Origin of the sequence: Rhodococcus sp. WWJCD1 (assembly GCF_002258735.1) — a bacterium.
Lineage (GTDB): Bacteria > Actinomycetota > Actinomycetes > Mycobacteriales > Mycobacteriaceae > Rhodococcoides.
In genome coordinates this window covers 196,919-221,754 of sequence record NZ_NOXY01000008.1, presented here as the reverse complement: position 1 = coordinate 221,754, position 24,836 = coordinate 196,919, and the positions used below count along the sequence as shown (strand labels likewise).

The window sequence follows — 24,836 nt, the reverse complement described above, 5'->3', positions numbered from 1 at the left end:
TCAAGGCCGGAGGCGTGGATCGGATTCATCGACCAGCGCGCGCCGCATCCAGCCGTACACCCTCTCGTCGTTCAGCAAGGTGAAGTGATGCGCGCTGTTGATCGCCAGGCCATCGTCCGGACGAAGTCCTATGTTGCGCAGCTTGTTTCGTCCTCCGGCGCTGTCGGTGCGAACGAGGCCGTCGCCCACGAATATCCCGACCGGGTGCCGCGGGTTTCCGGTAACGACGGCGGAGGCGTGATGATGCCGCACCCCCTCCGGGACCGAGATGTCCATGGCTGCGCCGACGTCGAATCCGTCGGCGTAGCTGGCATGTCCCTCTTCTTCGGTGATCGCTCCGTGGATCAGGTCGCGGACTCCGGCGCTTCGACGCGCCAACAGGTGTGCGAACGGCCGGGTCTCGGGTGCGAGTGCCAGCGCAGCGGTGGCGACGTGAACGCCGTGTGCGAGCGGCGCGCCCAGATGTGGTGTCCCCAGCGTGAATACGTCAGTCAGCAGGTCCACCCAGTGGCGGTCGCTCTCGGCGGCATGGTGAGCGGCGCTGCGTGAGACCAACCCGCCCATGGAGTGCCCGACCAGTGTGATTCGGTGAACCCTGACCGGCCACGCCGCGACGAGCTGTTCGAGCAGGGCCGACAGGTCGGCACCGTTCTTGGCTATTCGACGTCCGGTGTTGTAGCGCAGGAAGATCGAGGTGGTGCCGGCTTCGGAGTCCAGCCGCTCCCCGTATGTGGGCCGCCCGCCGAGCCGCCATGCGGATTCGGTCTCGACGAGCCCGTGCAGGAACACTACGAGATGCGCTCCCGCGGAGGGAAACGCCGCGGCCAGCGCGCGGTACTTCGGGGGTACGGGGCGGCCGTCGACGCGAATCGACATGGGATAGGCGAGGACCCGGGCGGTTCGCTCCATGTCGTCGCCGATGAGACCGTGCAGGACCGCGATCGTCTGTGCGCCGCGAGTGGTGTGCGAGGGTGACGGCCGCGAGTCGTCCTCGGTCACGTCGTCGCCGGTCACTTCGGAACTGCTGGTCAGGGCACCGACTGCCTTGGCTGCGCCGGTGCAGGCGGCCACGATGCTCGCGTAGGTGCCGGCGGAAATGGCATCGTGCATCCGCTGTGTCGGTAGTACGGCTGGACCGACGCCGAGCCGCACGGCAGCGAACGTTCGTCGTGCAACAGCCGAGTGCACTGCGCGCACTCCACCCGCGGCCGACGCCAACTCGCGAAGGGTGAGCTCGGCGAGTTCACCCAACTCCTGTGTGCGCTGAGTTTTCTTCCCCACCGAAACCAGTGTACGTATGTCCACTGAAACTGCCATTGCTCCTGCGAATCAGCGGCGGCCGACCACCGGGTTCAGCTCGGAATTCGCAAGGCCGCCGGGCTCGACACCGGGAAGGAATTCGCGCCACGTTCCGCTGATCAGCGTCGGCGACTCCACAACTCGAGCCCCATCAGCGAAGTAGGTGGTGGCCAGCGCTCGGCGAGGCTGAGTGGTCAGGTTGGGCCCCGCGGTGTGGAAGCACAGCGCGGAGTGGAACGACACGTCGCCCACTGCGAACGGCTCCGACTGCACCGCGACGTCACGCTCGCCGAAGCGCTGCGCGACGGCCTCGTCGTACGACGTGCCGACCTTGTCGAACTCCAAGTCCGCAACCTCGTCCAGTACCTCTCGGCCGCGAGCGAACGACAGCGGACCCATTCGGCCGGGGATCGCCGACATCGGCATCCAAGCAGTGACCGCTTGGGTGGTATGCAGCGGAAAATGCTCCGCGTCGTGGTGCCACGGTGTGCGTCCGCAACCGGGCTCCTTGGACAGCGCGTTGTCGTGATAGAGCCGAACGGCCGGTTCGTCGAGCAAAGCCGCGGCCACGCCCCCGACTCGGGGAGACAGCGCCACGGCGCGCATCAGGTCGTCATGAAGCCACATCTGTTCCAACGCGGTGAATCGGCCTGTGACGTCGTCGCCGTGCTCGGCTCGCAGCAGCTCCTCGAGGCGCTCCGCGAGGCGACGTACGACGGCCGGCGAGAACACAGCGGGCAGCCGCACGAAGGCTTCTCGAGCGAAGGACTCGACGGCAGCAGGGTCGAGGTCGTACGGCTCGGCAAGCTCACGTTCGACCTGCGCGTCCGTCGCCGCCTCGACGTCCGGTAGACCGGGACCGTCGACCAGCTCGGTCGGCATCGTGTCGTTGGCGGCCAGCGTGACGTACCAGTCCCACCAGTCCTGATCGTCACCTGCCCAGTCCTGATCGATACCGCCGTCGCGATTCTGTTCGGGGAGAAGCTCATTGGTCATCGGGTTCAGAGCCACAACAGGGCCGCCTCGTGCGAGAAGGTGTAGGAGCCGGACTCGTCGCGACAGGAGGCAAGGTAGTCACCCAACACCGGTGCCGCCTCCATCTCCTCCAGCGACACGGAGTCGTCGAAGGCGCAGCGCTGCAGAAAGCCCTCGGCGACAAGGCGATCGGATGTCGAGGTGGTGTACGTGACGCGCTGGTCGCGCACGTCCGCACCGGCTCGTATCAGCGCGTCGCGCACCTGCTCGGCCGTTGTGTACGGCGTCGCTTCGCGGACGCCTGCGCGGAAGGCGTCGTAGAACGCGATGTAGTGGGACGCTTCTGTGGCTTGCGCGACGAGTCCGAGACCGCCGGGGGCCAGTGCAGCCACGAACCGCTCGGTGGCGGCGTCGAGTTCGGCCGGAGGAAGTGCGTAGAGGGCGTGGGTGGCCCATACGACGTCGTAGCCGGTGTGGTCGGCGGGCAAGTCCTGCAGCGTCATCACCAGGTCGTGTCGAGCCACGAACGGCGCACCGAGCGCCCCACGCGCCTCGGCGACAGAGAACGCAGACGGGTCGAGCAGGTCGTAGGCCACCTCGGGTACCGCGGACAGATCGGTGTATCGGCGCAATGCGGTCGGGAACTTTCCGCTGCCGCAGGCTACGTCGAGCAGCGACCAGCCGTCGTGTGCGTGGGCGGCGAGCAGTGCGGGCCAGTCGGCGGCAAGGGCCAGCTGGTGGTAGTCCTCGGTGGCCAGGGCATAGAACGCCTCCATACCCGTGCGACCGGCTTCGCTCCAATGCTCGAGACTGCGTTCGGCTGTATCTCCGCTGCTCATGCCACTCCTTCTGGAAGCCGACCGCAAGGCACCGGGTGGGTGCGTCATGATGGACTCACTGTGACGTCCAACATAGCTCCGAATCTGCCGACCGACATCGCGGCCGTCCTTCTGGACGGTGTGCGAGCGGCTCGGCGTGGTGCTCCGGCCTTGGCCGGCCTCGAGCCCGAGTCCTACGCACGCGAGCATGCCGCCTTCGAGCGCCTCTCCGACCAGCGCGGCCTGATCGCCGAGCACTTCGCCGACCGGCTGGCAGCGATCGGGGACGGACCGGTCTCGGTGCTGTCGGTGGGGTGCGGTGACGGCTCGCTGGACGCCCGGCTCGCCGCGGGACTGATACAGGGGGTACCCGGCCGACCGGTGCGGTACGTCGGCGTCGACCCCTGGGTCGGAAGCGCGGAGCGCTTCTCCGCCACAATGTCCGCGCTCGAGGCGGACGAGCTCAGCTCCGACGCGTACGTCGCGTCGTTCGGTGACTCCTCGGTGGCCGAAACCTTCGATGTCGTCATGTTCGTGCACTCGATGTATTACGTCCCCGACCTGGGCGCGACGCTGCGTGCCGCGCTCGGCTTGTTGCGACCCGGCGGCGAGCTCTGGGTGGCCATTGCGCCGACGGCTGCGCTCAACGCGTTGGTCGGCGTTCTCGCCCCGCCGCTGCAGGGCCACCGACAGTGGTTCAGCGCCGACGTCGAGAGTGCCTTCGTCGACGCCGGGATCTTTCTCGACGGCGTGGTCGCCCTGGACGCGAAGATCGACCTCTCTTCCGCGAGCGACGAGGTGCTCGACTTCTCCGTACAGGCCCGGCTGACGCCAGATCTGCGCGGGCCGGTGCGGGCTTACCTGGACGCGGTCTCGGTGCCCGGTTCCGATGGCAGGCCTCGGGTGCCGCATCCGGTCGACGTGTTCGCCGCGACGCGTCGATGAGAGGGCCCGCCAGATCGACCAAAGCATGCCCGGCAACGCAGCCTGGTGGAATCGGCGGTCACGTCCACGGCAGGTGGGAACGGTTGTTCCAGTAACGCTCTGGATTCTCTGCGCTGTCCAGGCCGGCCGCCACGATCAGCTCGCGGTCGACGGACAGTGCAGCAACATTCTGCTCGAGTTGGGTAGCGGTGGCCGCGCCGGACAGCACCACATCGGCCCACGGTTGCGCGAGTGCAATCGCCAGCGCGAGTGCGTCGCGGCCGATGCCGGCCGAATCCGCGACCCGGCCGAGTGCTGAATCTTCGGCCACGAGTCGGCCATTGGCCATTGCTTCTTTGACGACGACGAACCAGCCGGCGTCGTGTGCGCGTGCCAGTGCGGGACCGGCAGACGGCTCGAGTGGGTTCCACGTCGACTGCACCGAGCTGAAGACCCCTGTCTCGAGCGCTGCGTGAACGACGTCGGCTTGGTGTGGTCCGCTCGTGCTGATGCCGATTCGGGTACCGCTGTCTGCCACGGCCCGTAGGTCGTCGAGCAGTGCACCGTCGCTCAGGGCCGGGCTGTCCGGGGTGACGCTGTGGATCAAGTAATGGTCGGGCGCACCGCCGAGTTCGTAAAGGGTCTGCGGCCACTGCTCGGCCAAACGGGCAACCGAGTGTTCCTTCACCTCGTGAACCTCGGCTCCCTGCTGGAAATCGGCGACGTAGGCGTATCCCCACTTGGAGCCGATCACGAGGTCAGCGCGCCGATTCGGCTGTCGAGACAACCAGCTGCCGAGGAACCGTTCGGCCAACCCGTAGGATCGCGCGACGTCGAAGTGTCGAACTCCGCGGTCCCATGCGGCGTCCAGTACCGCGTGGCACAGCCGCTCAAGGGCGACCGGATCGAAACGTCCCTCTATCGAAGCCGAGTGCCCCACCGTCAGGTACTCGGGGCGTCCGAGTGCGGCAAGGCCGAGACCGAGTTGCGTCATGTCGTCAGTACTTTCGTTGTGTCCGAGCGGTGAAGGTGCACAAGATCCACGGATGTGGATACCAGCATGCATGTCGACCGGAGTCTCGATGCGGCTCGACACACATCGGGCAGCGCCCGCGATATCGAGACCACATGTTGCGAGCCAGAAGTTCTCGGCTGAAACTGGGACGTCGGGCAACCAGGCGCGTGGTCTCGAGAGGCCGAGCGTGCAGAACGACTACGTAGGAGAGAGCTCGTGACCGGTTTCGAAGACAAGCCTTTGATCAACGAGATTCGACTTGCACGCGCACGTGCCGGCTCGAGTTGGGCCGGCTTGGCCGAGGCCATCGACATGCCGGTGGCATGGACGGTGTCGGCACTGTACGGCCAGCATCCGCTGAGCGTCGCTCAGGCCGATGTGCTCGCAGAGAAGTTGAACATGCCCGAAGGCTCGTTGTTCGAGCTGACCCTGGCCCCCTATCGCGGGTCGCTCGGCATCTCCTCGGACCCCACGGTCTACCGATTCCACGAGGCGCTGGAGGTGTACGGCCCGGCGCTCAAAGAACTGATCGCCGAGGAGTTCGGCGACGGCATCATGAGTGCCATCAACTTCACGTTGAACATCGAACGACGCCCGCACGATGACGGAGATCGTGTCGTGGTGACGTTCGACGGGAAGTTCCTCGACTATCGATGGACCGAGTAGACCTGGCGTGCTGCGGAACTCGGCCCTCTGTCGGTCCGCCCCGTCCCTCTGATTCCTAGCTCGATCCGTTCCCGATCCCGTCGCTGCGTCGGAGAAGTTCCAACACCAGATCTGCTGCAGCCCGCATACCCTCTGCTGTCGGATGGAACGACCCGGCGAGAAGTCCGTTGGGCCGGAAGCCGTGAACCCAGGGTTGTGCGGTACCGGTACCGTGGCCGGACTCGAAGGACGACGCGGACACGATCTCTGCCCCGGTCTTCGCTCCGGCTGCGAGGTAGATGTCGGACAACGTCGCCGAGACGGTGCGGGCGAACGCAATCTCCTCGGCGGTGAGAGGAACGGTGTCGCTGGGAACAGTGGTGTCGTCGACGATCGGGACGTAGTCGACGATGACAACCCGCGCGTGTGGTGCACGCCGTCGTACCTCGTCGATGATCCTGACGACGGAGTCGGTGGTGTTTGCTACGAGACCGTCGGTGATGTCCTTCTTGGACAGCACCTTTCGGAACAACCATCCCGCCGGACGGCCGTACCAGTGGTGCGCTACCCGGTTCGCCGCAGCACACCCGAGCAGTGCGCCGAGATAGCCCAGATCGTTTCCACCGACGGTGATCGTCACGAGATCGGTGGAGGTTCGGACTGCGTCGATCTGTGGGGCGAACCGCGTCGTGGAGACCCGTTGCTTCTTCTCGAGGATCGTGGCCGTGGTGGCACCCGACACCGTTGCATCCGTGAGCGCGGCACCCAGGTCCTCGGCGATGAGGTGTGCGTAGTTTCTCCCGGACCGCATTGCCTTGTCGTCGATTACGGGTTCGATTCCGGGTCCGGCAGCGAACGAGCTGCCCAAGGCGACCATGTTGTAGTACGTGCGTGTGCCCGGAGTGCGAGGGGATGTATCCACCACTCCACTGTGGCCGATGCCACGGCCTGCGTCCAGCCGCTTCGAGCACACCCTCTCGATCACCGAAGCTGATTCACCAACGGGTCAATGGATGTCACGCAGTGGGATCGACGAAGATGTCGAGAGAGATGGGTTCTTCCTCGATGATCGAGACCTCGCCGCGGAATCCTGAGCCCTCGGTCATTCGCCGACGCGCCGCCGTACGGCTCCCATGCCGCGGCGAATGTCAGTAGTGGGTCCACTGAGTCGAGGGTGGTCATCGTTCGCTCGTCCTTCGTTCGTTGTCATCCGATCTTCGGTTACATATTGACACGAAGGCGTTCCTAGTTGATGGTGAAATGAGAACGGTGCCGTTCCTGTTTGGTGCCGATGACGGAATGTGGAGGAAAAGTCATGGCGTCGAGCGCAGCACTGATGTCGCGGAAGTGGGTGACGGGCCGGGCGGTCGGCCGCCGGATCGAGGAACTCGACCCAGTTGTCGGAAACGAGGAAGCCACCCATCTCAGCCTCGAAGTCCGTTACGGGGACGCCATTTTCGCTCATGCCGCATACACCGTGGCCTTCGCCCGACAGGTGGCGATTCCGTCGATCGCGCGAATTCTGTACCGAACCGGTACCGGCGACATGATGCACGACGTGCGCAGACGCAACGACGACACGCTGCTTTTCTTCGGAGAGATGCTCCATCACGGGCATTCGAGCGAATACGGCCGATCGTTCATCGACCGGATGGAGCAGATCCACTCACGATTCGGCATCACCGACGACGACAAGCTGTACACGCTGGGATCGCTGGCTTTCGAGCCGGATCGAATCGTCGAACACCTCGGGTTGAACGTCTTCACCGACAACGAGCGCGAGGCGCGCTTTCACTTCTGGCGTCAGGTCGGCGAATACATGGGACTCGACGTTCCGCAGACGCGGGAAGGGTTCTTGCGCTGGACCTTCGACTACGAGGCCCGCTACGAGCACACCGACGGGGCCCGCAAGATCGTCGATCAACTGTTCCTCGATTGGAAGGAGCGGTGGTTCCCCGGTCACACGAAGCGCTTCGCCGACGGCATTCTGCTGTCGGTGTTGACCGAGGATATTCGTGCGGTACATCGATTGCCCGACCCATCCCGGGCCTATCGACGTGTCGTGCCGCCCACGATCGGTGTTTACCTCGCTTTCCAGGGTGCGCGGCCGCACCGGCCCCATCGATCCTGGTCAGATCACTTTGGAACGCGTCATCCCAAGCCGCTGGACATTCCGACGCTCGGCCACCGCAAAGCCGTCGCACGCAGCATCCGTCCGATAGGAGAAAACAGTTGAGCAGCAATGGTATCGGCTTGCCGCTGACGGTGTGCGAGGCGTTTCAGCGGACAAGGAAGATCGACCCGATGCTGTGGCGTTCCGTACTCTGGGCGACGCTGTTGCGGTGACGTGGGCTCAGTACGACTCGCGGGTACGCGCTGTGGCCTCGGGGCCGTGGGATCGCACGAGGGTCTTACCGTCCGCGGTGCGCAGCTCCGAATCGAGAAGGCAGAATCGGCGCCCCCGTCGCACCAGGGTGGTCTCGATGATCAACTCGCCCATGGACAGCGCGGGGGAGCGGATGAGATCGACATCGATGTCGGCGAGATAGCAGTCCTGAACTGCTTCGGTTCAACGGTCCACCGGCCAGCGCTCATGCCAGGAGACCGTGCCGCGAAGGACCTACTCGGTGACGGAGCCGACTCCGCCGGCGTGGGGAAATACGCCCCGTCGAGCAGAGATACGTTTCTCTCAGTGGACGGAGGAGCTCGCCTTCCTCGATAGTGGTCCTATGGACACGCTGAATCCCGATGTACCGGACGATGTCTTCGCAGACGTGTTGAAGCAGATATCGCAGTTCGTACGAACGCGTGTCGTGCCTCGCGAACTCGAGATCATGAACACCGATTCGATTCCGGAGGATCTGCGTATGCAGGCTGCGGAGATGGGATTGTTCGGCTACGCGCTTCCGCAGGAGTGGGGCGGGCTCGGTCTCAATCTGATTCAGGATGTCGAGTTCGCGATGGAGCTCGGTTACACCTCGTTGTCGCTCCGATCGATGTTCGGCACCAACAACGGGATCGCCGGGCAGGTGCTCGTGGGGTTCGGTACCGAGGAGCAGAAAGCGAAATGGTTGCCGGGCATGGCATCGGGCGACATCGTGGCGTCCTTTGCGTTGACCGAGGACGGGGCCGGGTCGAATCCGGCGGGCTTGAAGACGACGGCGACGGTCGACGGCTCGGGTTGGGTGATCAACGGCAGCAAGCGATACATCACCAATGCGCCGATCGCGAACATGTTCGTCGTGTTTGCCAAGTTGGATCCGAAACCGCAGAGTGGCAACGGTATCGCGGTATTCCTGGTCCCTGCCGACACCGTCGGGATCGACGTGGGCGTCAAGGACGCGAAGATGGGGCAACAGGGTTCCGGGACGGCCGATGTGAACTTCACCGACGTGCGGGTCGAGGCCGACGCACTGGTCGGCGGCAATGGCGACATCGGGTACAAGGCGGCGATGACGTCTCTGGCGCGGGGGCGAGTGCATATTGCTGCGCTGGCCGTCGGTCAGGCGCAGCGGGCATTGGACGAATCGGTGTCGTATGCCGCGGCGTCCACGCAGGGCGGTGAGCCGATCGGTAACTTCCAGTTGGTGCAGGCCATGATCGCCGATCAGCAGGTCGGTGTCATGGCGGGCCGGGCGATGGTGCGTGAGGCTGCGCGGGCGTGGGTGCAGGAGACCGATCGGCGTATCGCTCCCTCTGCGGTGAAGTTGTTCTGTACCGAGATGGTGGGCAAGGTCGCCGATCTGGCCGTTCAAATTCACGGTGGTGCCGGGTACATGCGTGAGGTCCCGGTCGAACGCATCTACCGTGACGTGCGATTGCTCCGGTTGTACGAGGGGACAAGTGAGATTCAGCGGTTGATCGTCGGCGGCGGCCTGATCAGGGCCGAACAGAAACGCAACTCGTGAGCGCACCACGCGAAGGTCTTCCTGGCATGTCCTTCAGGATGCTTCGCTCCGACCATGTCGGCTTCTCCGTCGGTTCCCTCGACGACGCCCTTCGGTTCTGGATCGACGGTCTCGGGGCGACCCTCGAACGCACCGGTGAGATGGGTGGAGAGTTTCTCGGAGAGGTCACCGGGGCGCACGGCGCGACGGTCCGGATGGCGGTGGTTTCCGTTGCGGGTCAGACGATCGAGCTGTTGGAATATCGCAACGTGGACGGGGAGCCGGGGACGTCGCGACCCTACGATCCGGGTTTCGCCCATCTTGCTTTCGAGGTCGACAACATCGATGCGGTCCTGACGCGTATCGCGGAGTTCGGGTGGAGGGCGCAGGGAACTCCACAACCGATTGCCGGCGGTCCCAAGGTGGGCACCCGAGTCATGTACGCAGTGGGCCCGGACGGCGAGACCATCGAATTCATGGAGCCGCTGCAGTGACGACGAGGCCGGGTTGCGCAGAAGTCATGTACCGCAGAAAGTCCGAAAACCCGCACTGAAGGTCTCGGGCGCTGGTAGGGCGTAGTCCGACCGGTCGTCGCGTCGATCGAACGGTGACGTGACGACGTCGAGCAGGCGCTCGAAAGGTTCGAGATTGCCCTCGGTCGCGGAATTCAGGGCAGCGTCGACCAGATGGTTGCGGGGAATGTATGCCGGGTTGACGCGATCCATGCCGTCGGCGACAGATGAAAGGTCCTGTCTGCGTGCCGAAACCGCATTGCGCCAACGCTCGAGCCAATTTCCGGACGCATCGGGTGGAACGAGCGCCTCGAACGGAGCCGTGTTCCCGCGCAGATTCTCGGCGAGGGCGCGGAAAGTCAGGGTCCAGTCGGCACGATGATCGGTCAGCAACCGGTGCAGGTCGTCCACGAGTGCCGCGTCCACGCCGTCGTCTGCCAGGCCGAGCTTGAGGGCCATCGCGGTCGAGTAGTGGTGTCGGTAGCGGTCCCCGTACGTGTCGAGGACCGCGGTGAGGGCTGTGATGGCGGTGTCCGGCGTCGAATTCACCAGTGGCAAAAGCGTTTCACCGAATCGGGCCAGATTCCATCCGAGAACCGCAGGCTGATTTCCGTAGGCATAGCGTCCGCTGTGGTCGATGGAGCTGAACACGGTCGCCGGATCGTAGGCGTCCAGAAAGGCGCACGGCCCGTAGTCGATCGTCACGCCGGAGATGGTCGTGTTGTCGGTGTTCATGACACCGTGCACGAATCCGACCGACATCCACTGGGCTACGAGGGACGCCTGAGCATCCACGACGGCCTCGAAGAAGGCGAGGTAGCGATCCTCAGGTGCACCCTCGACGATTTCAGGGTAGTGGCGGGCGATCGCGTAGTCCGCGAGGGTTTGCGCGAGTCCTTCCCGCCGGGCGGCGAACTCGAAGGTGCCCACCCGCAGATGGCTCGACGCAACCCTGGCGAGCACCGCGCCGGGTTGCGGCCCTCCTTCTCGCAGTACCTGCTCACCGGTCGTGACGACGGCGAGTGAACGCGTGGTGGGAATGTTCAGTGCGTGCATGGCCTCGCTGATCAGGTATTCGCGCAGCATCGCTCCCAGTACCGCGCGCCCGTCACCGCCACGCGAGAACGGTGTAGCGCCGGACCCTTTGAGATGCAGATCGACTCGATGGCCCCGATCGTCGCGAAGCTCACCGAGTAGCAGCGCTCGACCGTCGCCCAGGAGGGGCTGGAAGTTGCCGAACTGGTGACCCGCGTAGGCCATCGCCACGGTTGCAACCTCGGCCGGAGGAATCGACCCGGACAGCACGCCCGCCCCTTCCGGAGTCCGCAGCGCCGCCGGGTCGAGCGCGAGTGACCGGGCCAGGCCGTCGTTGAGGATCAGCACCCGAGGGTCCGGTGCGTGGGCGCCATGCCACGGCACCGTGACGCCGGGAACCTCGTCGGCCAAGGTGGTCTCGAATCCGAACGAAGGCAGGTTCGCGGTCGGGACTGCTGGGTCGTGCGAGGATCCACTCATGGTTCAAGGTTAGCGACGAACGACCTCGGGCCGTGCCGCCGCGTCGAATCGAATGTGGACTCGCCCGTCATCGACCGACACTCGAGCTCGCACCTCGTAGACCTCGGCGATCAAGTCCTCGGTCAGCACGTCCGCAGGTGTGCCCCCTGCGACGACCTTGCCGTCTTGGAGCACCAACACCTCGTCGCAGAACATCGCGGCCAGGTTCAGGTCGTGGAGGGCGACGATGCTGGTGATCGGTAGGCGCGCGACGAGCGACAACAGCTCGAGCTGGTGATGGATGTCGAGGTGGTTGGTTGGTTCGTCCAGCAACAGCTCGCGGGGCTGCTGGGCCAGAGCCCGGGCGATGTGTGTCCGCTGCTGCTCGCCGCCGGACAGTGTGCGCCACAATCGATCTGCCTTGTCGCTGAGCCCGGTCTGCGCCAGCGCATCGTCCACTGCGTCGTCGTCCAGGTCGCTTCCACCGAACGGTCCGCGGTGCGGAATTCGACCGAGTCGCACGACGTCACGGACCGTCACATCGATGTCCGTGTGGGAATGCTGACCGACTACTGCGACGGCGCGGGCGATGTGTTTGCGTTTGAGCGAACCGAGCTCGGCACCATCGAGCTCGACGACACCCGAGGTGGGTGTCGCGGCCCCGGACAGCAGATGCAGCAGCGAGGACTTGCCGGAACCGTTGGGGCCCAACAGGCCCACCATTCGTCCGGGCCGTGGATGCACGGTCACCCCGTCGACCACCAGGACTCCGCCGCGCTTCCACGACACGTTCGACGCATGGAGTGTCATCGAATTCTTCTCCTGCGAGCCATGATCGCGATGAAGGCCGGTACCCCGACCAAAGCCGTTCCTACTCCGACCGGAAGTGGGGTAGGAGCGAACGCGACTCGGGACACGGCGTCGACCCACACCATGAAGACGGCACCGATGATTGCTGTCGCCGGTACGAGTCGACTGTGGTTGGGTCCCACAAGTAGTCGCGCGGCGTGCGGGAGGATCAACCCGACGAATCCGATCGCGCCGGCGACGCTGACCAACGTCGCAGTGATCAGGGCGGTACCGACGAGCAGCGCCGTGCGCACTTTCGCGACATCGAAGCCGAGTGAGGACGCGACGGAGTCACCGAACGCGAACGCGTCGAGCACATATGCGTAGTAGCAACACACCACTGCTCCGATGCCGGCCACGGCCACGCACAGCACGACGTCGTCCCACCGAACACCCTCGAACGATCCGAGGAGCCAGAACATCACGCCGCGGGTCTCGTCGGAGTCCGCGAACGCGAAGATCACGAAAGATGTGAGCGCCGAGAACAATTGAGTGGTCGCCACACCGGCGAGGATGACGCGGTCGTTTCCGCTGCCGGACATTCGGGCGAGGAACAACACCAGGCCGAACGCGACGAGTGCGCCGATGAACGCCCCGCCGGACAGGCCGAGGGCGGCCCCGCCCACGCCGAGAACGCCGACCACAACTGCCCCGGTCGAGGCTCCGGAGGACACCCCGAGCACGAACGGATCCGCCAGCGGATTGCGCAGAAGCGACTGCATGATGACGCCGCAGATCCCGAGCCCGACGCCACTGGCCGCAGCGACGAGTGCTCGTGGAAGCCGCTCCTCCCAGATGATCGCGTTCTTCGACACCTTGACCGGCACATCGGTGACGCCGAGATGGTTCAGCACCACATCGCGAACATTGACCAGCGAAATATACGCCGGCCCCAAGGTGATTGCGACGAGAACCGACACCACACTCAGTGCGATTCCAGCGACCGCTGCCAGAACCCACCGCCACAGATGACGGGAAGCAGGCGAGCGATCGGCTGCAGGGCGGCGGACAGCGGTGGTGATCAGGACGACAGTCCCAGGTCGCGCAGTCCGGCCGACACCTTTTCGACGCCGTCGACGGCCCGGATCGACGGGTTCATCTCCGCACCGTGCAGCGAGATGTAGCGCTTGTCGCGGACGGCGGCCATCGTGCTGGTGACGGGGTCGGACTCGAGGAAAGCGATCTTGTCCGCTAGCAGGTCACCGGGAAAACGGTTGCGTGCGAGGTCGCCGAGTACGAGCACCGTCGGATCCCGATCCACCATGGTTTCCCAGCCGACGGCAGGCCAGTCGTCGTCGGTATCGGCGAACACGTTCGCCATACCGACCGTGCGTGCGAGCAGATCTGCCGATCCCCGTCCACCCGCGATGTACGGGCTCTTGGTGTCTGCGAACCAGAACGCCGCGGACACATCGGCATTCGCAGTCCGAGTGGTGGCGTCGGCCATGCGGTTCTTCAGTTCTCCGACGAATTCGGCACCTCGTTCGTTGACGTCGAAGATCGCCGCGAGTTCGGTGATCTCCTGGTAGAGCGAATCCATGGTCAGCGGTGTCGTGCGAGTGTTGCCGCCGTTCACGCTGCGACCGGCGTCGCAGTCCGTCGGTGAAAGATAGGTGGCTGCACCGGTTTCACTGAACCGTGAGCGTTCTGCAACGCCGCCCTGCTCGAAATGGCGTCCGAACGATGCGGTGACGAAATCGGGTTCGGTGTCGAGAACGATTTCGTAGGTGGGCGCGTTGTCGGCGAGTCGGGGGACCGCGGCGTTCGCCTCGGCCAAATTCTCCCGCACTGGATCTGTCCAAGAAGCGGTGCCCACCATCCGATCCTGCACGCCGAGCGAGAGAAGAATTTCGGTGGAGTTCTGATCGAGTGACACCACCCGCTGTGGGGCGGAGGCGAAGGTCACCGACTCCCCACAGTTCTCGATCGTCAGTGGATAGGACGTCCCACCCGCAGTGGCGTCGGAGATCGCGTCGGGCACCTCTTCGGATGCCCCGCAGGCGACGAGTGACCCGACCATGGCAACCGTGGCGGCGAGGGTCCCGGCGCGGCGACGAACGTTGAGCACGTGAAGATGTCCTTCGGTTTCAGACAGCAACGAGCCGCCGGGGATTGCCCGACGGCGGTACGCATCGAGGTGCGTATGAGCACAGGCTAACCTTTGGTTCGCGTCGACGGAAATCGTCGATGAAATCGGGTCCTGAACAGCGTGATGCGCGTCATACTCGTCGTATGGCCGACTTCAACCAGATGATCATCGATGAGTTCCGCAGCAACGGCGGACATGTGTCCACGGCGGGCTTCGGCGATGCGCTCGTCGTTCTGCACTCCATAGGTGCCAAGAGCGGCGAGGTTCGGTTGAACCCATTGATGGCGATCCCGGAGGACGGAAGCTGGCTGATCGTCGGATCGGCCGCCGGCTCACCCAAACACCCTGCCTGGGTGCACAATCTGCGCGCACACCCCGCCATCGACGTCGAGATTCCCGGAGACGGTGCGGTCCGGACCATCGCAGTGACGGTGTCGGAAATCCCCGACGACGAGTGGGACGAGAACTGGCAGAAATTCTTGGACGCGTCCGAGGGCTTCGCGAAATACGTCGAGACAGCCGAGGGACGACGGTTTCCGATCTTTCGGTTGACGCCCGCCTGACCGGTCGATGTCTGGCTAGTGTCGGAGCATGACCGCTCCTGACGCATCGAACCTGCACCCCATTCCCGGGCAGCCGAGGGTGGTGCTGTTGAAGCCGTTGATTTCCAGCCCGCTCATCGACATCGGCGAGTACACGTACTACGACGATCCGGAGTTCGCCGAGCAATTCGCGACCCGAAACGTTTTGCATCACTACGGACCCGATCGATTGATGATCGGGAAGTTCTGTGCCTTGGCCACCGGAGTCACATTCATCATGAATGGGGCGAACCACCGAATGAGCGGTGTGTCCACGTATCCCTTTCCCATCATGGGTGGTGCCTGGTCCGAGCACTCGGATCTGGTGTCCGATCTGCCGTCGCGGGGAGACACCGTGGTGGGCAACGATGTCTGGATCGGCGGCAACGTCACGGTGATGCCGGGGGTGCGGATCGGGAACGGGGCAGTGATCTCCACCGAAGCCGTTGTCACCAAAGATGTTCCGGATTACGCCGTCGTCGGTGGCAATCCCGCCCGTGTGCTCCGAGAACGGTTCACCGCGGACGAGATTCGGACTCTGCTGGACATTGCCTGGTGGAACTGGCCCATCGACTCGATCACCGAACACATCCGCACGATCTCCGATGGGTCGGTGGCCGACCTCGCTGCGGTGGCAGCGCGATTCGACTGAGTAAGAGTCGACTACCAGCCGCGACTTCTATACCCCTGCATGTGAATTCGAGTCGACCGGTGCCGGTGTGTTGCGGGTGTCGACGCTCGGGTGCTGATCCTGCACGCGCGCGGCCATGGCAATGCCGATCTCGCTGATTTCGACACCGAGGTCCTCGCGAGTTCTGGAATCCGACTCGTACACAAATGTTGTCGATCCGACTGTAGCCCCGCAGTATTCGACTATGCCGCGCTCGATCTGCGTGCGGAACGCGTCGTGCACGCGATGGCGTTCGAAGCTCTCGGCGTCGTCGCCAGCGATAACTACCAGGTGGACGGTGAGTCGGTCCAGCTTCTTGACGAGCTCGACTCCCGGTTTGTACTCGTACGCCCATCCGCTGACGAAGACCCGATCGATCCACCCTTTCAGCAGGGCGGGCATCGACCACCAGTACATCGGGAAGGCGAGAATCAGATGGTCCGCGCGGTCGATTCGTTCCTGTTCGGCGATGACGTCAGCAGGGGTGGTGCCGTTGCCGCGGAACAGGTTCTGATCGGCGATGGCAAAGCGGGGGTCGAAGTTCTCCGCAGCGAGGTCGGCCGTCTCGACAGCTCCGCCAGTGGTGCGGATCGCGTCCGAAATGGATCTGGCGACGGAGTGGGTGAGGGAGTCGGGATCGGAATGGGAGACTACGACAAGAGCGGTCATGGCTGGTCCTTTCGTTGAGGCAACGGCTATGTACCAAGAGTAGGTTACTATTCGTATATAGCGCAAGGAGGTCCGCGATGGCACGCACGAGACTGTCCCGATCGGACAGGTACGACCAACTGGTCGAGGTCTCGTGGGCTCTCGTCCGGGCAGAGGGGGCGGACGCGCTGACGCTGGGCCGGCTCGCCGAACATGCCGGCGTCGCAAAACCGGTGGTGTACAGCCATTTCGGCTCACGTGCCGAGCTGTTGGCGGCATTGTTCACGGAATTCGACGACCGACAGGCAGCCATGCTCGAGGCTTCTCTCGACACAGCGCCCGCGACGTTGGACGGACGCGCGAGCGCTATTGCCAATTCGTACGTGGGCTGCACGTTGGCCCAGGGCCGTGAACTGACAGGAGTGCTTGCCGCGCTGGAAGGTTCACCCGAACTCGAACAGGTCAAGCGCGCTGCCGAGAGGGCGTACTCCGATCGTTGCCGGGCTATTCTCGAGCCGTTCGGAAGCGGTGGTATCTCGACGCCGTCGCTCACTGCCATCTTCGGTGCCGCGGACGCGCTGTCGCATGCGGCTGTATCGGGTGCGCTCGCTCCCGGGGAGGCAACTGGGGAGTTGGCGGAGTTGATCGTCGCGATTGTCGGTAAGGCCTGACGCGGCAGGCGGGATGGGAGTGTGAATCGGGTCGCGTCTACTGCGACGTATGCGCGTTCGTGACGGGGAACCGGTTGCGCAACGCATCGAGCTGGCGATGCAACTCGTACAGGGCCCGCCTCTGAGTGTGCGCTTCCTCGCTGTGCCACACCTGACTGCGGGAATCTCCGACCCGGGACGCCTTGCGCGCACATCGCTCGGACTCCTCCACGCGAGTCGACGCCGACGCGATCTCGGCAACCAGCATGTCGGCAAACACCCGCGCCTGCGCCTCGTCCGAGCTCTCCGTCATGTGTGTCCTTTCACGAACAGAGCTGAAGTACTCGAAAGTTCGAGTACCGAAGATGAGGATAACCGCTCCCAAAGAGACCGTCTGACCGGATTCGTGAAGATGTGGGCATCGGTGCCGGCGACTGGCTACTACGCGGCGTAGTCGATAGTAGGATCCCATTCATGTCTGCCTCGGATGGATTCGCGCCCTTGCGCGGTGCCTCCGTGGGCGCTCTGTCTGCGCTGGTCACGGCCACTGCACATACGTTCGGCGGCGGGATGTTCCCGTCCGACGCGGCGATAGTGTTGCTGGTGCTCGTCTGCACGGCGGTCGGATTTGCGACAGCGGCATCACCGACTGCAGCGGCACCCCGGGCTCAGCTGCTGGCCGTTCTGGCCACGGCGCAGGCGATCGGGCACCTGTTGCTTACTGCCGTCGACGGTCACCATCACGGATCGATGCTCACCCAGCAGATGCTTGCCGCGCACGCCGTCGCCGTCCTGGCCGGCGCACTCGCCATTCGTGGAGCCGAGCTCGGACTCCGGCGTGCAGTCACCTCGCTGCGCAGGGTTTTGCCTCTACTGGCGGCCCTCGTCGTCGACGAAAATCGCATCGCTCCGCCGCTCCCGGTGTACCGGGTCCCGGAATCGACGCTATTGCTCGACCTCTCGGGCTGCGGGAACCGCGGACCACCGGCTCGAACTGCCTGAGCACAACCCATCGTCTCACCCGCGCTGCTCGTCAGGCGTCGGGTAGTGGGTTGTTGCCGCATTCGATACCGCACATCGCACTCTCGGTGATTCACGCTGCCTCCGCGCGGCCTGGTCCCGTAGGCGATGCCACCTCGCGCATATCTGCGCGCCCACTCATGCCTTCACGAAACGAGTCCTCGTGTCCACACCGGAAATGGAACGCGTCGCCGATCCTTCCCCGCCCACCCGTCCGACCAGCCCTCGCAGTTGGCGTCCGCTGATCTTGCGGCTGCACTTCTACGCGGGCATCCTCATCGCACCGTTCATCCTGATCGCCACCATCAGCGGCGGGCTGTACGCCGTCGCACCGACCATCGAACAACTCATGTATCGGGACTACCTGCACGTCGACGCCACCGGCCCGGCCGTTCCGGTGGCAGAGCAGATGCGAGCAGCGCAGGCCGAACAACCCGACCTCACCGTCGCCGCCGTGCGGCCCGCCGCCGAGGCCGGCGACACCACCCGCGTGCTGTTCACCGACCCCACCCTTGGTGAATCGAAGCGCCTGGCCGTCTTCGTCGATCCCGCCACCGCGACGTCCGTGGGCGAACTGACGGTCTACGGCTCCTCCAGCGCCTTACCCGTGCGCACCTGGATCTCCGAACTGCATCGCCATCTGCACCTGGGAGAGCCGGGTCGCCTCTACAGCGAACTCGCGGCGTCGTGGTTGTGGGTGATCGCGCTCGGCGGCCTCTACCTGTGGTTCGAGCGCTATCGACGCAACCGCGACAAGGCAAAACTGTTCACCTTCGATCGTAAGTCGAAGGGCCGCAACAGGTCCTTGAACTGGCATGGCGTAGCCGGGATCTGGATAGCCGTCGGTCTGATCTTCCTGTCCGCCACCGGACTCACGTGGTCCACCTACGCGGGCGAGAACGTCACCGACCTACGCACGGCGCTGAGCTGGACCACCCCGGCCATCACTACGACCATCGGTTCGTCCGACGCGGCGACGACGGGGGATCACTCGGATCACAGTGGTCATTCGATGGACATGTCGGCCGACGCGTCGACGGCCGAAAACAACGTCGGACGTATCGATTCGGTTCTCGACACTGCAAAGGCCAACGGTATCGACGGGGCGGTGGAGGCGTCGATCCCAGCGTCGGACGACATGGCGTTCGTCGTCGCCGAAACCCGTCAGCCCTGGGTGATGTCGAACAACTCCATCTCGATCGACGGCAGTACCGGCACGGTGATCGACACCCAGTACTTCTCGGACTGGCCCCTCGCGGCCAAGCTGTCGGCGTGGGGTATTCAGTTGCACATGGGAACGCTGTTCGGCGTGGCCAATCAGCTTGCCCTGCTTGCCCTTGCGATCGCACTGGCGTCGGTCATCATCCGCGGCTACATGATGTGGTGGAAACGCCGCCCCACCAAAGCAACCGGTCTCACCGCGGGACGCCCGCCGCTGCGTGGCGGTATTCGACGCATCTCACCGATCGCGGCGGTCGTACTGACGGTGGTCGCGGTCGGGGTCGGCTGGTTCGTCCCGCTCCTCGGGCTGAGCCTGGTGGCCTTCCTCGCCATCGACGTCGTGCTCGGGTCGATCCGTCGAACGCGAACCAGAGCCGCCAATTCTGCTGCTTCCCAACACGAAAGCGAACTCGCATGAAGCTCTCCCGACGTACTTCGACGATGGTGGCCGCCCTGTCGGTCACCGGTCTGATCCTCACCGGATGCTCCAGCAACGAGCCGGCTGCCGCGGCGAAGGAATCCGATTCCGTCGTCGTCCGCGAGCAATGGGTCAAAGCGGCCGACTCCGGTATGACGGCAGCCTTCGCCGAACTACAGAACACAGGCGACTCCGATGTGCACGTGGTCGGCGCATCGTCACCGGCATCGAGCCGAACGGAACTGCACGAGATGGCAACCGGGGCAGACGGTGCGATGGTGATGCGTCCGAAGGAGGGAGGCTTCGTCATTCCGGCGGGCGGCACGCATGTGCTTGCCGCGGGAGGCGACCACCTGATGTTGATGGATGTGACATCTCCGCTGACTCCCGGAGCCGACGCGGACTTCACCCTCGAATTCGAGGATGCGTCGACGACGACGTTCACCGCGCAGGTCAGGGACTTCTCCGGCGCCCAGGAGAACTACGAGCCCGGCACCATGAACATGGACGGGTCGGCGACCCCTGCGCCGGCGCACGGTGGCTGAGAACGAGAACCGGTCACCACGCTCGATGAGCCGGCGACGCCTCCTCGGAGGAGGCGTCGCCGCGCTCGGCGTCGCGGGCGTGGGAGCCGCGACCGGTTACGGAGTCATCGGCAACCGAGTGGACGAGACGACCACCGGAACCGACACGGTGCCGCATCACGGCATGCATCAAGCCGGAGTCGATACCGTTCCGCCGCAGGCGCACTCGACGTTCGTCGGGTTGAACCTGCAGGATCGCGTCGGGCGCGACGAGCTGATCGGAATACTGAAAGTCTGGACCGAGGACATCGGACGGCTGACAGCCGGTGCGCCCGCGCTGGCCGACACCGAGGCCGAACTTGCGCTTCGGCCTGCTCGCCTGACGGTGACAGTGGGACTCGGCCCCGGTGTGTTCGAAGCGATCGGTATGCCGGATCGACGGCCGTCGTGGCTGGCACCGCTCCCGGCGTTCGGGATCGACCGTCTGGAGCCAGGATTCACCGGAGGCGATCTGTTGCTGCAGGTGTGCTCGGACGACCCTGTCACCGTTGCTCACGCTGTGCGGGTACTCACCAAGAACGTTCGCTCGTTGGTGACGATCGCCTGGGCACAGCGCGGATTCCGGCGATCGCGGGGCACCGAGCAATCGGGGACCACAATGCGGAATCTGATGGGGCAGGTCGACGGCACGGTCAATCCAACGGCCGGGAGCACGGACTTCGATGCTCTGGTCTGGGACGACGGTAGCGATCAGCCCTGGATGAAACACGGAACGTCGATGGTGTTGCGGCGCATCCGAATCGAGATGGACACCTGGGACGAGCTGGACCGACCCGGCCGCGAACTGTCGGTGGGGCGAACCCTCGACACCGGTGCCCCGTTGACCGGAACCGCCGAGTTCGACGAGGCCGATTTCGATGCGACCGATCGATTCGGAATTCCGGTGATTCCACCGTCGTCACATATTGCGCGTGCCCGGCACACGCGCGACGGGGAACGCATCTTCAGACGGGCCTACAACTACGACGACCCACCGGCTACGGGGTCGCTGTCGAACACCGGCCTGCTGTTCGCGAGCTATCAGCGTGATGTGCTCACCCAGTTCGTGCCGATTCAGCAGCGCCTCGACGAATTCGATGCGCTGAACGAATGGACCACGCCGATCGGGTCTGCAGTGTTCGCGATCCTGCCGGGAGTGGCCGAAGGTGGTTATCTGGGGCAGACCTTGCTCGGGTGACCGTGACCCTCTGCTTCAGAACGCTGTCGCCAGGGCGACGCCGAGTGCGGTCAACGTGTCGACGAACTCGGCTTCGGTGAATGTCAGAGTGCCGCGCAGCCACCGGTCGAGAAGTTCGGTCGTGCCGGCGACCATCAGTACGGTGGCTGCTTCGGCGCGTGGGTCTCCGGGATCTGCGTCGAGCACTTCTCGCATCAGTAGCGGGGTGAACCTGTCGACCATCTGCCGGCGTCGGGCATCGAGTGCGGGGTTGGCCGATGCCGCGGTGTACAGCAGGGAGGCCCGTGGATCGGCGGTGAGAGCGCGTACCAGGGCCGCGGCGGTGTGCGCGACGCGGTCCTCCGCCGATCCATGTTGCTGCTCCAGCTCGTTCAGCGCGGTTCCCACGGTATCGATCACGTCGTCGAGGGCGGAGACGAGGATGGTGTCGCGATCTCCGAAGCTCTCGTAGAAGTAGCGCTTGGAAAGGCCGGCCCGGGCGCAGATGTCGTCGACCGTGACGGTGGAGACACCGGACTCCGCTACCGCGTCGAGGCACGCTTCGAGCAACTTCTCACGCCGTTCACGTCGGCGTTCGTCGGCGGCGACGCCTCGGTACGGACGGACGACGGGCGGCATGACTACATCTTGACACGAAGATGTGCTCAGTTGTGCGCGGTGAGCCGAGAACGGGAGTCCGGCCGCTGGACCGGCGTCAGAGCGTTGTCGACGCTCGACAACGCCAGGCCCATGCTGGTGGTCATTCCTATGCCGGTGGTGACGGTGACGATGTGCACGCGATCGAGGGGTTCTTCGAGCAGAAACTCCGAACCCGGTGCCGAGCAGTACGTGCCCTGCCACCGTTCGGTGACGTCGACGCGGTCGACTCCGAACAGTGACTTCGCTTCCGTGAGCAGCACCTCGAACCCCTCCTCGTTTTGAAACGGGGACGTGGTGATCTCGCGAACATGTGTGTCACCCAACAGAATCGACCCATCGAGCTGCGGGGTGTACATTTGGTGCAGATCGAGTTCGACGTAGTCGGGGTGGTCGGCCTGCAGGCGAGCGGCGACGTCTGCGACGGCGGGAAGGTTCTCGAAGCCCGAGTACCGTAGCAGCGACCAACCGGTGAACAGCGGCGAGGGGAGTGGTGCGCGCACTGGGAGGGTGGCGCGCATCATGTGCAGACGGCATCGCACCAGTCCGCCGCGTTCCGCGTACTCGGGGAACAGTCGATCGATGTCGTGGTTGACGGTGACGAACGTGGTGCCTGCGTGCAGGTCGCCGCGCGAAGTGTGGACGATGCCCGGAGCGAACGACGTTGCAGCGGTGCGCCAGTGGAAGTCCACCCCGCAGTCGGCGAGCCAGCGCGCGATGGCCGGCGCGGCGGTACGGGGGTCCACCTGAACGTCGGTCGGCATGTACAGGCCACCCACCACATCGGTGTCGGCAATCGGGAGCCGGTCCAGCACCTCGCGTCGGTCCAACAACACCGTGTGGTCGGGGCCGCGCAACTCGGCGAACTGCTCGAGTACTGCGAACTCGTCCTCGTGGCGGGCAACGCCGTGTGTTCCCGATTCCGCAGCCCAGAAGCCCGCTAGGCGGGCAAGCTCGAGCCAGTGACTGCGACCGGCCCTGGAGTACTCGAGCGCGTCACCGGATTGCGCTGTGATGCAGGCGTGTCCGAAGTTCTGTACCGACGCGCCCGCGACCCGGTCTGCATGATCGACCACTGCCACGGTCAGGCCACGACGGTGAGCGTGGTACGCGTGGGCGAGGCCGACGATCCCGGCCCCGACGACCACGACGTCGTATTTCGTGGTCATCTCAGGCGTCCATGACAGCGGTGAAGGTCATTCGGTCTCCGCGATAGAGCGAACGTCTGTGCTCGATGGGACTGCCGTCGGTGTCGTAGGAGACGCGGCCGAGCAGGAACATCGGTGTCCTCGTGTCGACGGTGAGGAGCGCGGCTTCTCTGGCGTCGGGGAGGACGGTTTCGATGGTATCGACGACGCGTCCGAACGTGATTCCACGCGTGCGTAATTCGGCATACAGAGACGTTCGGTGATCGAAGCTGTCCGGTAGTCCTGGAATCCGATGCGCGGGGATGCGGGTCGTTTCCAGGCCCACTCGGACGTCGCCGGTGGTGAAGACGCGCTCGAGTTGCACCACCTCTGCACCGACGTCGATTCCGAGCAGATCCGCCAGGGCGTCGTCGGCGCGGAACGTATCCCAGCCCACCAGGATTCGGGTTGCGCTCATGCCTTTCTCGCGCGCTGCCTCGGTGTACGAGCCGATGGCGAGCGGCAGTACGACCTTGGGCTCGGCCACCACCGTCGCGCGCCCACGACGCTCGATTCGACCGGCTACCAACAGTTCTCGGATGGCCTGGCGCAGCGTCTCGCGGGAGACGTCGTATCGATCGGCGAGATCACGTTCCGAAGGAAAAGCGTCGCCTGCGGACATGCCGTCGAGCATCGCATCGAGACTTCCGCGCACGATCTGGTGCTTGAGCACCCGGGGTTCGGTGGTCACAACCATGATCCGACCATAGCATCAATTGGTCTAGACCTAATTGTTGCGCGACGTTCACGATTCGTTCACCCGAGTTCCACGCAATGGTCTATACCAAACGGCAGTCTCTTCCTCATGCCGAACTCCACCACCTCGAACACCAGCATCGACATCGAACTCGTCGTCCTCGACATGGCAGGAACGACCGTCACCGACGACGGCCTCGTACTCGATGCATTCGACGCCGCGGCGACGGCCGTCGGACTCGCGACAGACGGACCCGAACGTGACGACGCCCGACGCTACGTACTCGACACCATGGGGCAGTCGAAGATCGAGGTATTCCGGGCATTGTTCGGATCCGAGGATCGCGCCCAGGCCGCCAACCGGGAATTCGAGTCTGCCTACGACGCCCGCATCGACGACGGCATCGCGCCCGTTCCGGGTGCGGCCCAGGCCATCACGAAGCTTCGTGAATCCGGCATCAGAGTCGTACTGACAACAGGGTTCTCGGCACCGACACAGAAGCGCATCATCGACACACTCGGCTGGCAGGATCTGCCCGACGCATTCCTCGCGCCCGGTGATGCCGGTCGTGGCCGGCCGCACCCCGATCTCGTCCTGTCTGCTGCGTTGCGCGCCGAGGTCAGTGACATCGCAGCCGTTGCCGTCGTCGGCGACACCTCGAGCGACATCCTGTCCGGTCGCCGCGCCGGCGCATCAGTACTCGTCGGTGTGCTCAGCGGAGCTCACTCCGAGGACCTTCTGCGCGAGGCAGGCGCGACCCACGTGCTCGAGAGCGTCGCCGATCTTCCCCCCATCGTTCTGCCGTGAACACTCACTCGACCCAACCTCACCGAACGGAAA

28 protein-coding genes are annotated in these 24,836 nt (G+C 64.7%); 13 read left to right on the top strand and 15 right to left on the bottom strand.

The genetic code is table 11. From position 1 onward, the window contains the following. Genes CH286_RS05145 through CH286_RS27595 form a run of 3 tightly spaced genes read right to left on the bottom strand, consistent with a single transcriptional unit; the run spans position 1 to position 3,113 of the window. Complete coding sequence (locus CH286_RS05145; RefSeq protein ID WP_255182576.1) at positions 1–1,281, bottom strand: esterase/lipase family protein; 1,281 nt, start codon at positions 1,279–1,281, stop codon at positions 1–3. 48 nt (positions 1,282–1,329) lie between these two features. Continuing rightward, the gene (locus CH286_RS05140; RefSeq protein ID WP_094608572.1) at positions 1,330–2,295 is read right to left on the bottom strand and encodes a phytanoyl-CoA dioxygenase family protein; all 966 of its coding nucleotides are present in this window, start codon (positions 2,293–2,295) and stop codon (positions 1,330–1,332) included. A 5-nt stretch (positions 2,296–2,300) separates the two neighbouring features. Next, entirely contained in the window at positions 2,301–3,113 is an 813-nt protein-coding gene (locus CH286_RS27595) for a class I SAM-dependent methyltransferase (protein WP_176458140.1), read from the bottom strand. Between the two features lie 60 nt (positions 3,114–3,173). Between CH286_RS27595 and CH286_RS27590 the strand changes: the two genes are divergently transcribed. Continuing rightward, positions 3,174–4,037 (top strand): class I SAM-dependent methyltransferase, encoded by an 864-nt coding sequence (locus CH286_RS27590; RefSeq protein ID WP_176458139.1) that lies wholly within the window; start codon positions 3,174–3,176, stop codon positions 4,035–4,037. A 58-nt stretch (positions 4,038–4,095) separates the two neighbouring features. On the opposite strand, the gene CH286_RS05130 is transcribed toward CH286_RS27590, so the two are convergent. Beyond that, positions 4,096–5,010 carry an aldo/keto reductase gene (locus CH286_RS05130; protein ID WP_094608534.1) on the bottom strand — a complete coding sequence of 305 codons (915 nt, stop codon included), beginning with the start codon at positions 5,008–5,010 and terminating at the stop codon, positions 4,096–4,098. A 237-nt stretch (positions 5,011–5,247) separates the two neighbouring features. Here CH286_RS05130 and cynS point away from each other — a divergent pair, with 237 nt between their 5' ends. Further along, the gene (gene cynS / locus CH286_RS05125) at positions 5,248–5,697 is read left to right on the top strand and encodes a cyanase (RefSeq protein ID WP_094608533.1); all 450 of its coding nucleotides are present in this window, start codon (positions 5,248–5,250) and stop codon (positions 5,695–5,697) included. Between the two features lie 55 nt (positions 5,698–5,752). On the opposite strand, the gene CH286_RS05120 is transcribed toward cynS, so the two are convergent. Continuing rightward, positions 5,753–6,598: an SGNH/GDSL hydrolase family protein gene (locus CH286_RS05120; RefSeq protein ID WP_255182575.1), complete on the bottom strand. Its 846-nt coding sequence runs from the start codon at positions 6,596–6,598 to the stop codon at positions 5,753–5,755. Positions 6,599–6,991: 393 nt separating this feature from the next. On the opposite strand from CH286_RS05120, the gene CH286_RS05115 reads away from it, so the two are divergent. Then, a complete protein-coding gene (locus CH286_RS05115; RefSeq protein WP_176458138.1) occupies positions 6,992–7,912 on the top strand; it encodes an oxygenase MpaB family protein in 921 nt (306 codons plus the stop codon). 117 nt (positions 7,913–8,029) lie between these two features. On the opposite strand, the gene CH286_RS27585 is transcribed toward CH286_RS05115, so the two are convergent. Next, positions 8,030–8,176, bottom strand: a complete 147-nt coding sequence (locus CH286_RS27585) for a thioesterase family protein (protein ID WP_141215791.1) — start codon at positions 8,174–8,176, stop codon at positions 8,030–8,032. A gap of 229 nt (positions 8,177–8,405) precedes the next feature. Here CH286_RS27585 and CH286_RS05110 point away from each other — a divergent pair, with 229 nt between their 5' ends. Further along, positions 8,406–9,584, top strand: a complete 1,179-nt coding sequence (locus tag CH286_RS05110; protein ID WP_094608531.1) for an acyl-CoA dehydrogenase family protein — start codon at positions 8,406–8,408, stop codon at positions 9,582–9,584. 26 nt (positions 9,585–9,610) lie between these two features. Next, entirely contained in the window at positions 9,611–10,057 is a 447-nt protein-coding gene (locus CH286_RS05105; protein WP_094608530.1) for a VOC family protein, read from the top strand. A 24-nt stretch (positions 10,058–10,081) separates the two neighbouring features. On the opposite strand, the gene CH286_RS05100 is transcribed toward CH286_RS05105, so the two are convergent. The 4 genes from CH286_RS05100 to CH286_RS05085 form a co-directional block, all read right to left on the bottom strand. After that, positions 10,082–11,590, bottom strand: coding sequence for a protein adenylyltransferase SelO (locus CH286_RS05100; protein ID WP_094608529.1), 1,509 nt, complete (start codon positions 11,588–11,590; stop codon positions 10,082–10,084). A gap of 9 nt (positions 11,591–11,599) precedes the next feature. Then, positions 11,600–12,379, bottom strand: coding sequence for an ABC transporter ATP-binding protein (locus tag CH286_RS05095; protein WP_037154170.1), 780 nt, complete (start codon positions 12,377–12,379; stop codon positions 11,600–11,602). Further along, positions 12,376–13,341 carry a FecCD family ABC transporter permease gene (locus tag CH286_RS05090; RefSeq protein WP_094608528.1) on the bottom strand — a complete coding sequence of 322 codons (966 nt, stop codon included), beginning with the start codon at positions 13,339–13,341 and terminating at the stop codon, positions 12,376–12,378. The genes CH286_RS05095 and CH286_RS05090 overlap by 4 nt, the downstream gene beginning before the upstream one ends. Before the next feature lie 98 nt (positions 13,342–13,439). Then, positions 13,440–14,438 (bottom strand): ABC transporter substrate-binding protein, encoded by a 999-nt coding sequence (locus CH286_RS05085; RefSeq protein WP_052058745.1) that lies wholly within the window; start codon positions 14,436–14,438, stop codon positions 13,440–13,442. A gap of 212 nt (positions 14,439–14,650) precedes the next feature. On the opposite strand from CH286_RS05085, the gene CH286_RS05080 reads away from it, so the two are divergent. Then, positions 14,651–15,070 (top strand): nitroreductase/quinone reductase family protein, encoded by a 420-nt coding sequence (locus CH286_RS05080; protein WP_037154161.1) that lies wholly within the window; start codon positions 14,651–14,653, stop codon positions 15,068–15,070. Between the two features lie 28 nt (positions 15,071–15,098). Next, positions 15,099–15,740 (top strand): CatB-related O-acetyltransferase, encoded by a 642-nt coding sequence (locus CH286_RS05075; RefSeq protein ID WP_094608527.1) that lies wholly within the window; start codon positions 15,099–15,101, stop codon positions 15,738–15,740. 27 nt (positions 15,741–15,767) lie between these two features. Here CH286_RS05075 and CH286_RS05070 read toward each other — a convergent pair whose 3' ends face one another. Further along, positions 15,768–16,427 carry an NAD(P)H-dependent oxidoreductase gene (locus CH286_RS05070; protein ID WP_094608526.1) on the bottom strand — a complete coding sequence of 220 codons (660 nt, stop codon included), beginning with the start codon at positions 16,425–16,427 and terminating at the stop codon, positions 15,768–15,770. Positions 16,428–16,504: 77 nt separating this feature from the next. Here CH286_RS05070 and CH286_RS05065 point away from each other — a divergent pair, with 77 nt between their 5' ends. Then, positions 16,505–17,077: a TetR/AcrR family transcriptional regulator gene (locus CH286_RS05065; protein ID WP_094608525.1), complete on the top strand. Its 573-nt coding sequence runs from the start codon at positions 16,505–16,507 to the stop codon at positions 17,075–17,077. Positions 17,078–17,114: 37 nt separating this feature from the next. On the opposite strand, the gene CH286_RS05060 is transcribed toward CH286_RS05065, so the two are convergent. Next, positions 17,115–17,369, bottom strand: coding sequence for a hypothetical protein (locus CH286_RS05060; protein WP_037154115.1), 255 nt, complete (start codon positions 17,367–17,369; stop codon positions 17,115–17,117). A gap of 161 nt (positions 17,370–17,530) precedes the next feature. Here CH286_RS05060 and CH286_RS05055 point away from each other — a divergent pair, with 161 nt between their 5' ends. The 4 genes from CH286_RS05055 (at position 17,531) to CH286_RS05040 (ending at position 21,476) form a co-directional block, all read left to right on the top strand. Then, positions 17,531–18,058: a hypothetical protein gene (locus CH286_RS05055; protein WP_094608524.1), complete on the top strand. Its 528-nt coding sequence runs from the start codon at positions 17,531–17,533 to the stop codon at positions 18,056–18,058. 181 nt (positions 18,059–18,239) lie between these two features. Then, positions 18,240–19,715 (top strand): PepSY-associated TM helix domain-containing protein, encoded by a 1,476-nt coding sequence (locus tag CH286_RS05050; protein ID WP_255182574.1) that lies wholly within the window; start codon positions 18,240–18,242, stop codon positions 19,713–19,715. Beyond that, the gene (locus CH286_RS05045) at positions 19,712–20,260 is read left to right on the top strand and encodes a copper chaperone PCu(A)C (RefSeq protein WP_052078000.1); all 549 of its coding nucleotides are present in this window, start codon (positions 19,712–19,714) and stop codon (positions 20,258–20,260) included. The genes CH286_RS05050 and CH286_RS05045 overlap by 4 nt, the downstream gene beginning before the upstream one ends. A gap of 25 nt (positions 20,261–20,285) precedes the next feature. Beyond that, positions 20,286–21,476, top strand: coding sequence for a Dyp-type peroxidase (locus tag CH286_RS05040; protein ID WP_094608522.1), 1,191 nt, complete (start codon positions 20,286–20,288; stop codon positions 21,474–21,476). A gap of 15 nt (positions 21,477–21,491) precedes the next feature. On the opposite strand, the gene CH286_RS05035 is transcribed toward CH286_RS05040, so the two are convergent. The 3 genes from CH286_RS05035 to CH286_RS05025 are packed head-to-tail and all read right to left on the bottom strand — an operon-like array spanning position 21,492 to position 23,996. After that, the gene (locus tag CH286_RS05035) at positions 21,492–22,094 is read right to left on the bottom strand and encodes a TetR/AcrR family transcriptional regulator (protein WP_037154107.1); all 603 of its coding nucleotides are present in this window, start codon (positions 22,092–22,094) and stop codon (positions 21,492–21,494) included. Positions 22,095–22,120: 26 nt separating this feature from the next. Then, positions 22,121–23,281, bottom strand: a complete 1,161-nt coding sequence (locus CH286_RS05030) for a TIGR03364 family FAD-dependent oxidoreductase (RefSeq protein WP_094608521.1) — start codon at positions 23,279–23,281, stop codon at positions 22,121–22,123. A 1-nt stretch (position 23,282) separates the two neighbouring features. Continuing rightward, positions 23,283–23,996, bottom strand: a complete 714-nt coding sequence (locus CH286_RS05025) for a GntR family transcriptional regulator (protein ID WP_170944579.1) — start codon at positions 23,994–23,996, stop codon at positions 23,283–23,285. Between the two features lie 108 nt (positions 23,997–24,104). On the opposite strand from CH286_RS05025, the gene CH286_RS05020 reads away from it, so the two are divergent. Continuing rightward, positions 24,105–24,803 carry a phosphonatase-like hydrolase gene (locus CH286_RS05020; protein ID WP_052078003.1) on the top strand — a complete coding sequence of 233 codons (699 nt, stop codon included), beginning with the start codon at positions 24,105–24,107 and terminating at the stop codon, positions 24,801–24,803. Positions 24,804–24,836 lie beyond the last annotated feature (33 nt).

Coding starts and splice junctions, on each gene's coding strand:
- CH286_RS05140 (WP_094608572.1), bottom strand. CDS start 2,295: ATGACCAATGAGCTTCTCCCCGAACAGAATCGCGACGGCGGTATCGAT.
- CH286_RS27595 (WP_176458140.1), bottom strand. CDS start 3,113: ATGAGCAGCGGAGATACAGCCGAACGCAGTCTCGAGCATTGGAGCGAA.
- CH286_RS05130 (WP_094608534.1), bottom strand. CDS start 5,010: ATGACGCAACTCGGTCTCGGCCTTGCCGCACTCGGACGCCCCGAGTAC.
- CH286_RS05115 (WP_176458138.1), top strand. CDS start 6,992: ATGGCGTCGAGCGCAGCACTGATGTCGCGGAAGTGGGTGACGGGCCGG.
- CH286_RS27585 (WP_141215791.1), bottom strand. CDS start 8,176: ATGGGCGAGTTGATCATCGAGACCACCCTGGTGCGACGGGGGCGCCGA.
- CH286_RS05110 (WP_094608531.1), top strand. CDS start 8,406: ATGGACACGCTGAATCCCGATGTACCGGACGATGTCTTCGCAGACGTG.
- CH286_RS05105 (WP_094608530.1), top strand. CDS start 9,611: ATGTCCTTCAGGATGCTTCGCTCCGACCATGTCGGCTTCTCCGTCGGT.
- CH286_RS05100 (WP_094608529.1), bottom strand. CDS start 11,590: ATGAGTGGATCCTCGCACGACCCAGCAGTCCCGACCGCGAACCTGCCT.
- CH286_RS05095 (WP_037154170.1), bottom strand. CDS start 12,379: ATGACACTCCATGCGTCGAACGTGTCGTGGAAGCGCGGCGGAGTCCTG.
- CH286_RS05085 (WP_052058745.1), bottom strand. CDS start 14,438: ATGGTCGGGTCACTCGTCGCCTGCGGGGCATCCGAAGAGGTGCCCGAC.
- CH286_RS05080 (WP_037154161.1), top strand. CDS start 14,651: ATGGCCGACTTCAACCAGATGATCATCGATGAGTTCCGCAGCAACGGC.
- CH286_RS05075 (WP_094608527.1), top strand. CDS start 15,099: ATGACCGCTCCTGACGCATCGAACCTGCACCCCATTCCCGGGCAGCCG.
- CH286_RS05070 (WP_094608526.1), bottom strand. CDS start 16,427: ATGACCGCTCTTGTCGTAGTCTCCCATTCCGATCCCGACTCCCTCACC.
- CH286_RS05065 (WP_094608525.1), top strand. CDS start 16,505: ATGGCACGCACGAGACTGTCCCGATCGGACAGGTACGACCAACTGGTC.
- CH286_RS05060 (WP_037154115.1), bottom strand. CDS start 17,369: ATGACGGAGAGCTCGGACGAGGCGCAGGCGCGGGTGTTTGCCGACATG.
- CH286_RS05055 (WP_094608524.1), top strand. CDS start 17,531: ATGTCTGCCTCGGATGGATTCGCGCCCTTGCGCGGTGCCTCCGTGGGC.
- CH286_RS05045 (WP_052078000.1), top strand. CDS start 19,712: ATGAAGCTCTCCCGACGTACTTCGACGATGGTGGCCGCCCTGTCGGTC.
- CH286_RS05040 (WP_094608522.1), top strand. CDS start 20,286: ATGAGCCGGCGACGCCTCCTCGGAGGAGGCGTCGCCGCGCTCGGCGTC.
- CH286_RS05035 (WP_037154107.1), bottom strand. CDS start 22,094: ATGCCGCCCGTCGTCCGTCCGTACCGAGGCGTCGCCGCCGACGAACGC.
- CH286_RS05030 (WP_094608521.1), bottom strand. CDS start 23,281: ATGACCACGAAATACGACGTCGTGGTCGTCGGGGCCGGGATCGTCGGC.
- CH286_RS05025 (WP_170944579.1), bottom strand. CDS start 23,996: ATGGTTGTGACCACCGAACCCCGGGTGCTCAAGCACCAGATCGTGCGC.
- CH286_RS05020 (WP_052078003.1), top strand. CDS start 24,105: ATGCCGAACTCCACCACCTCGAACACCAGCATCGACATCGAACTCGTC.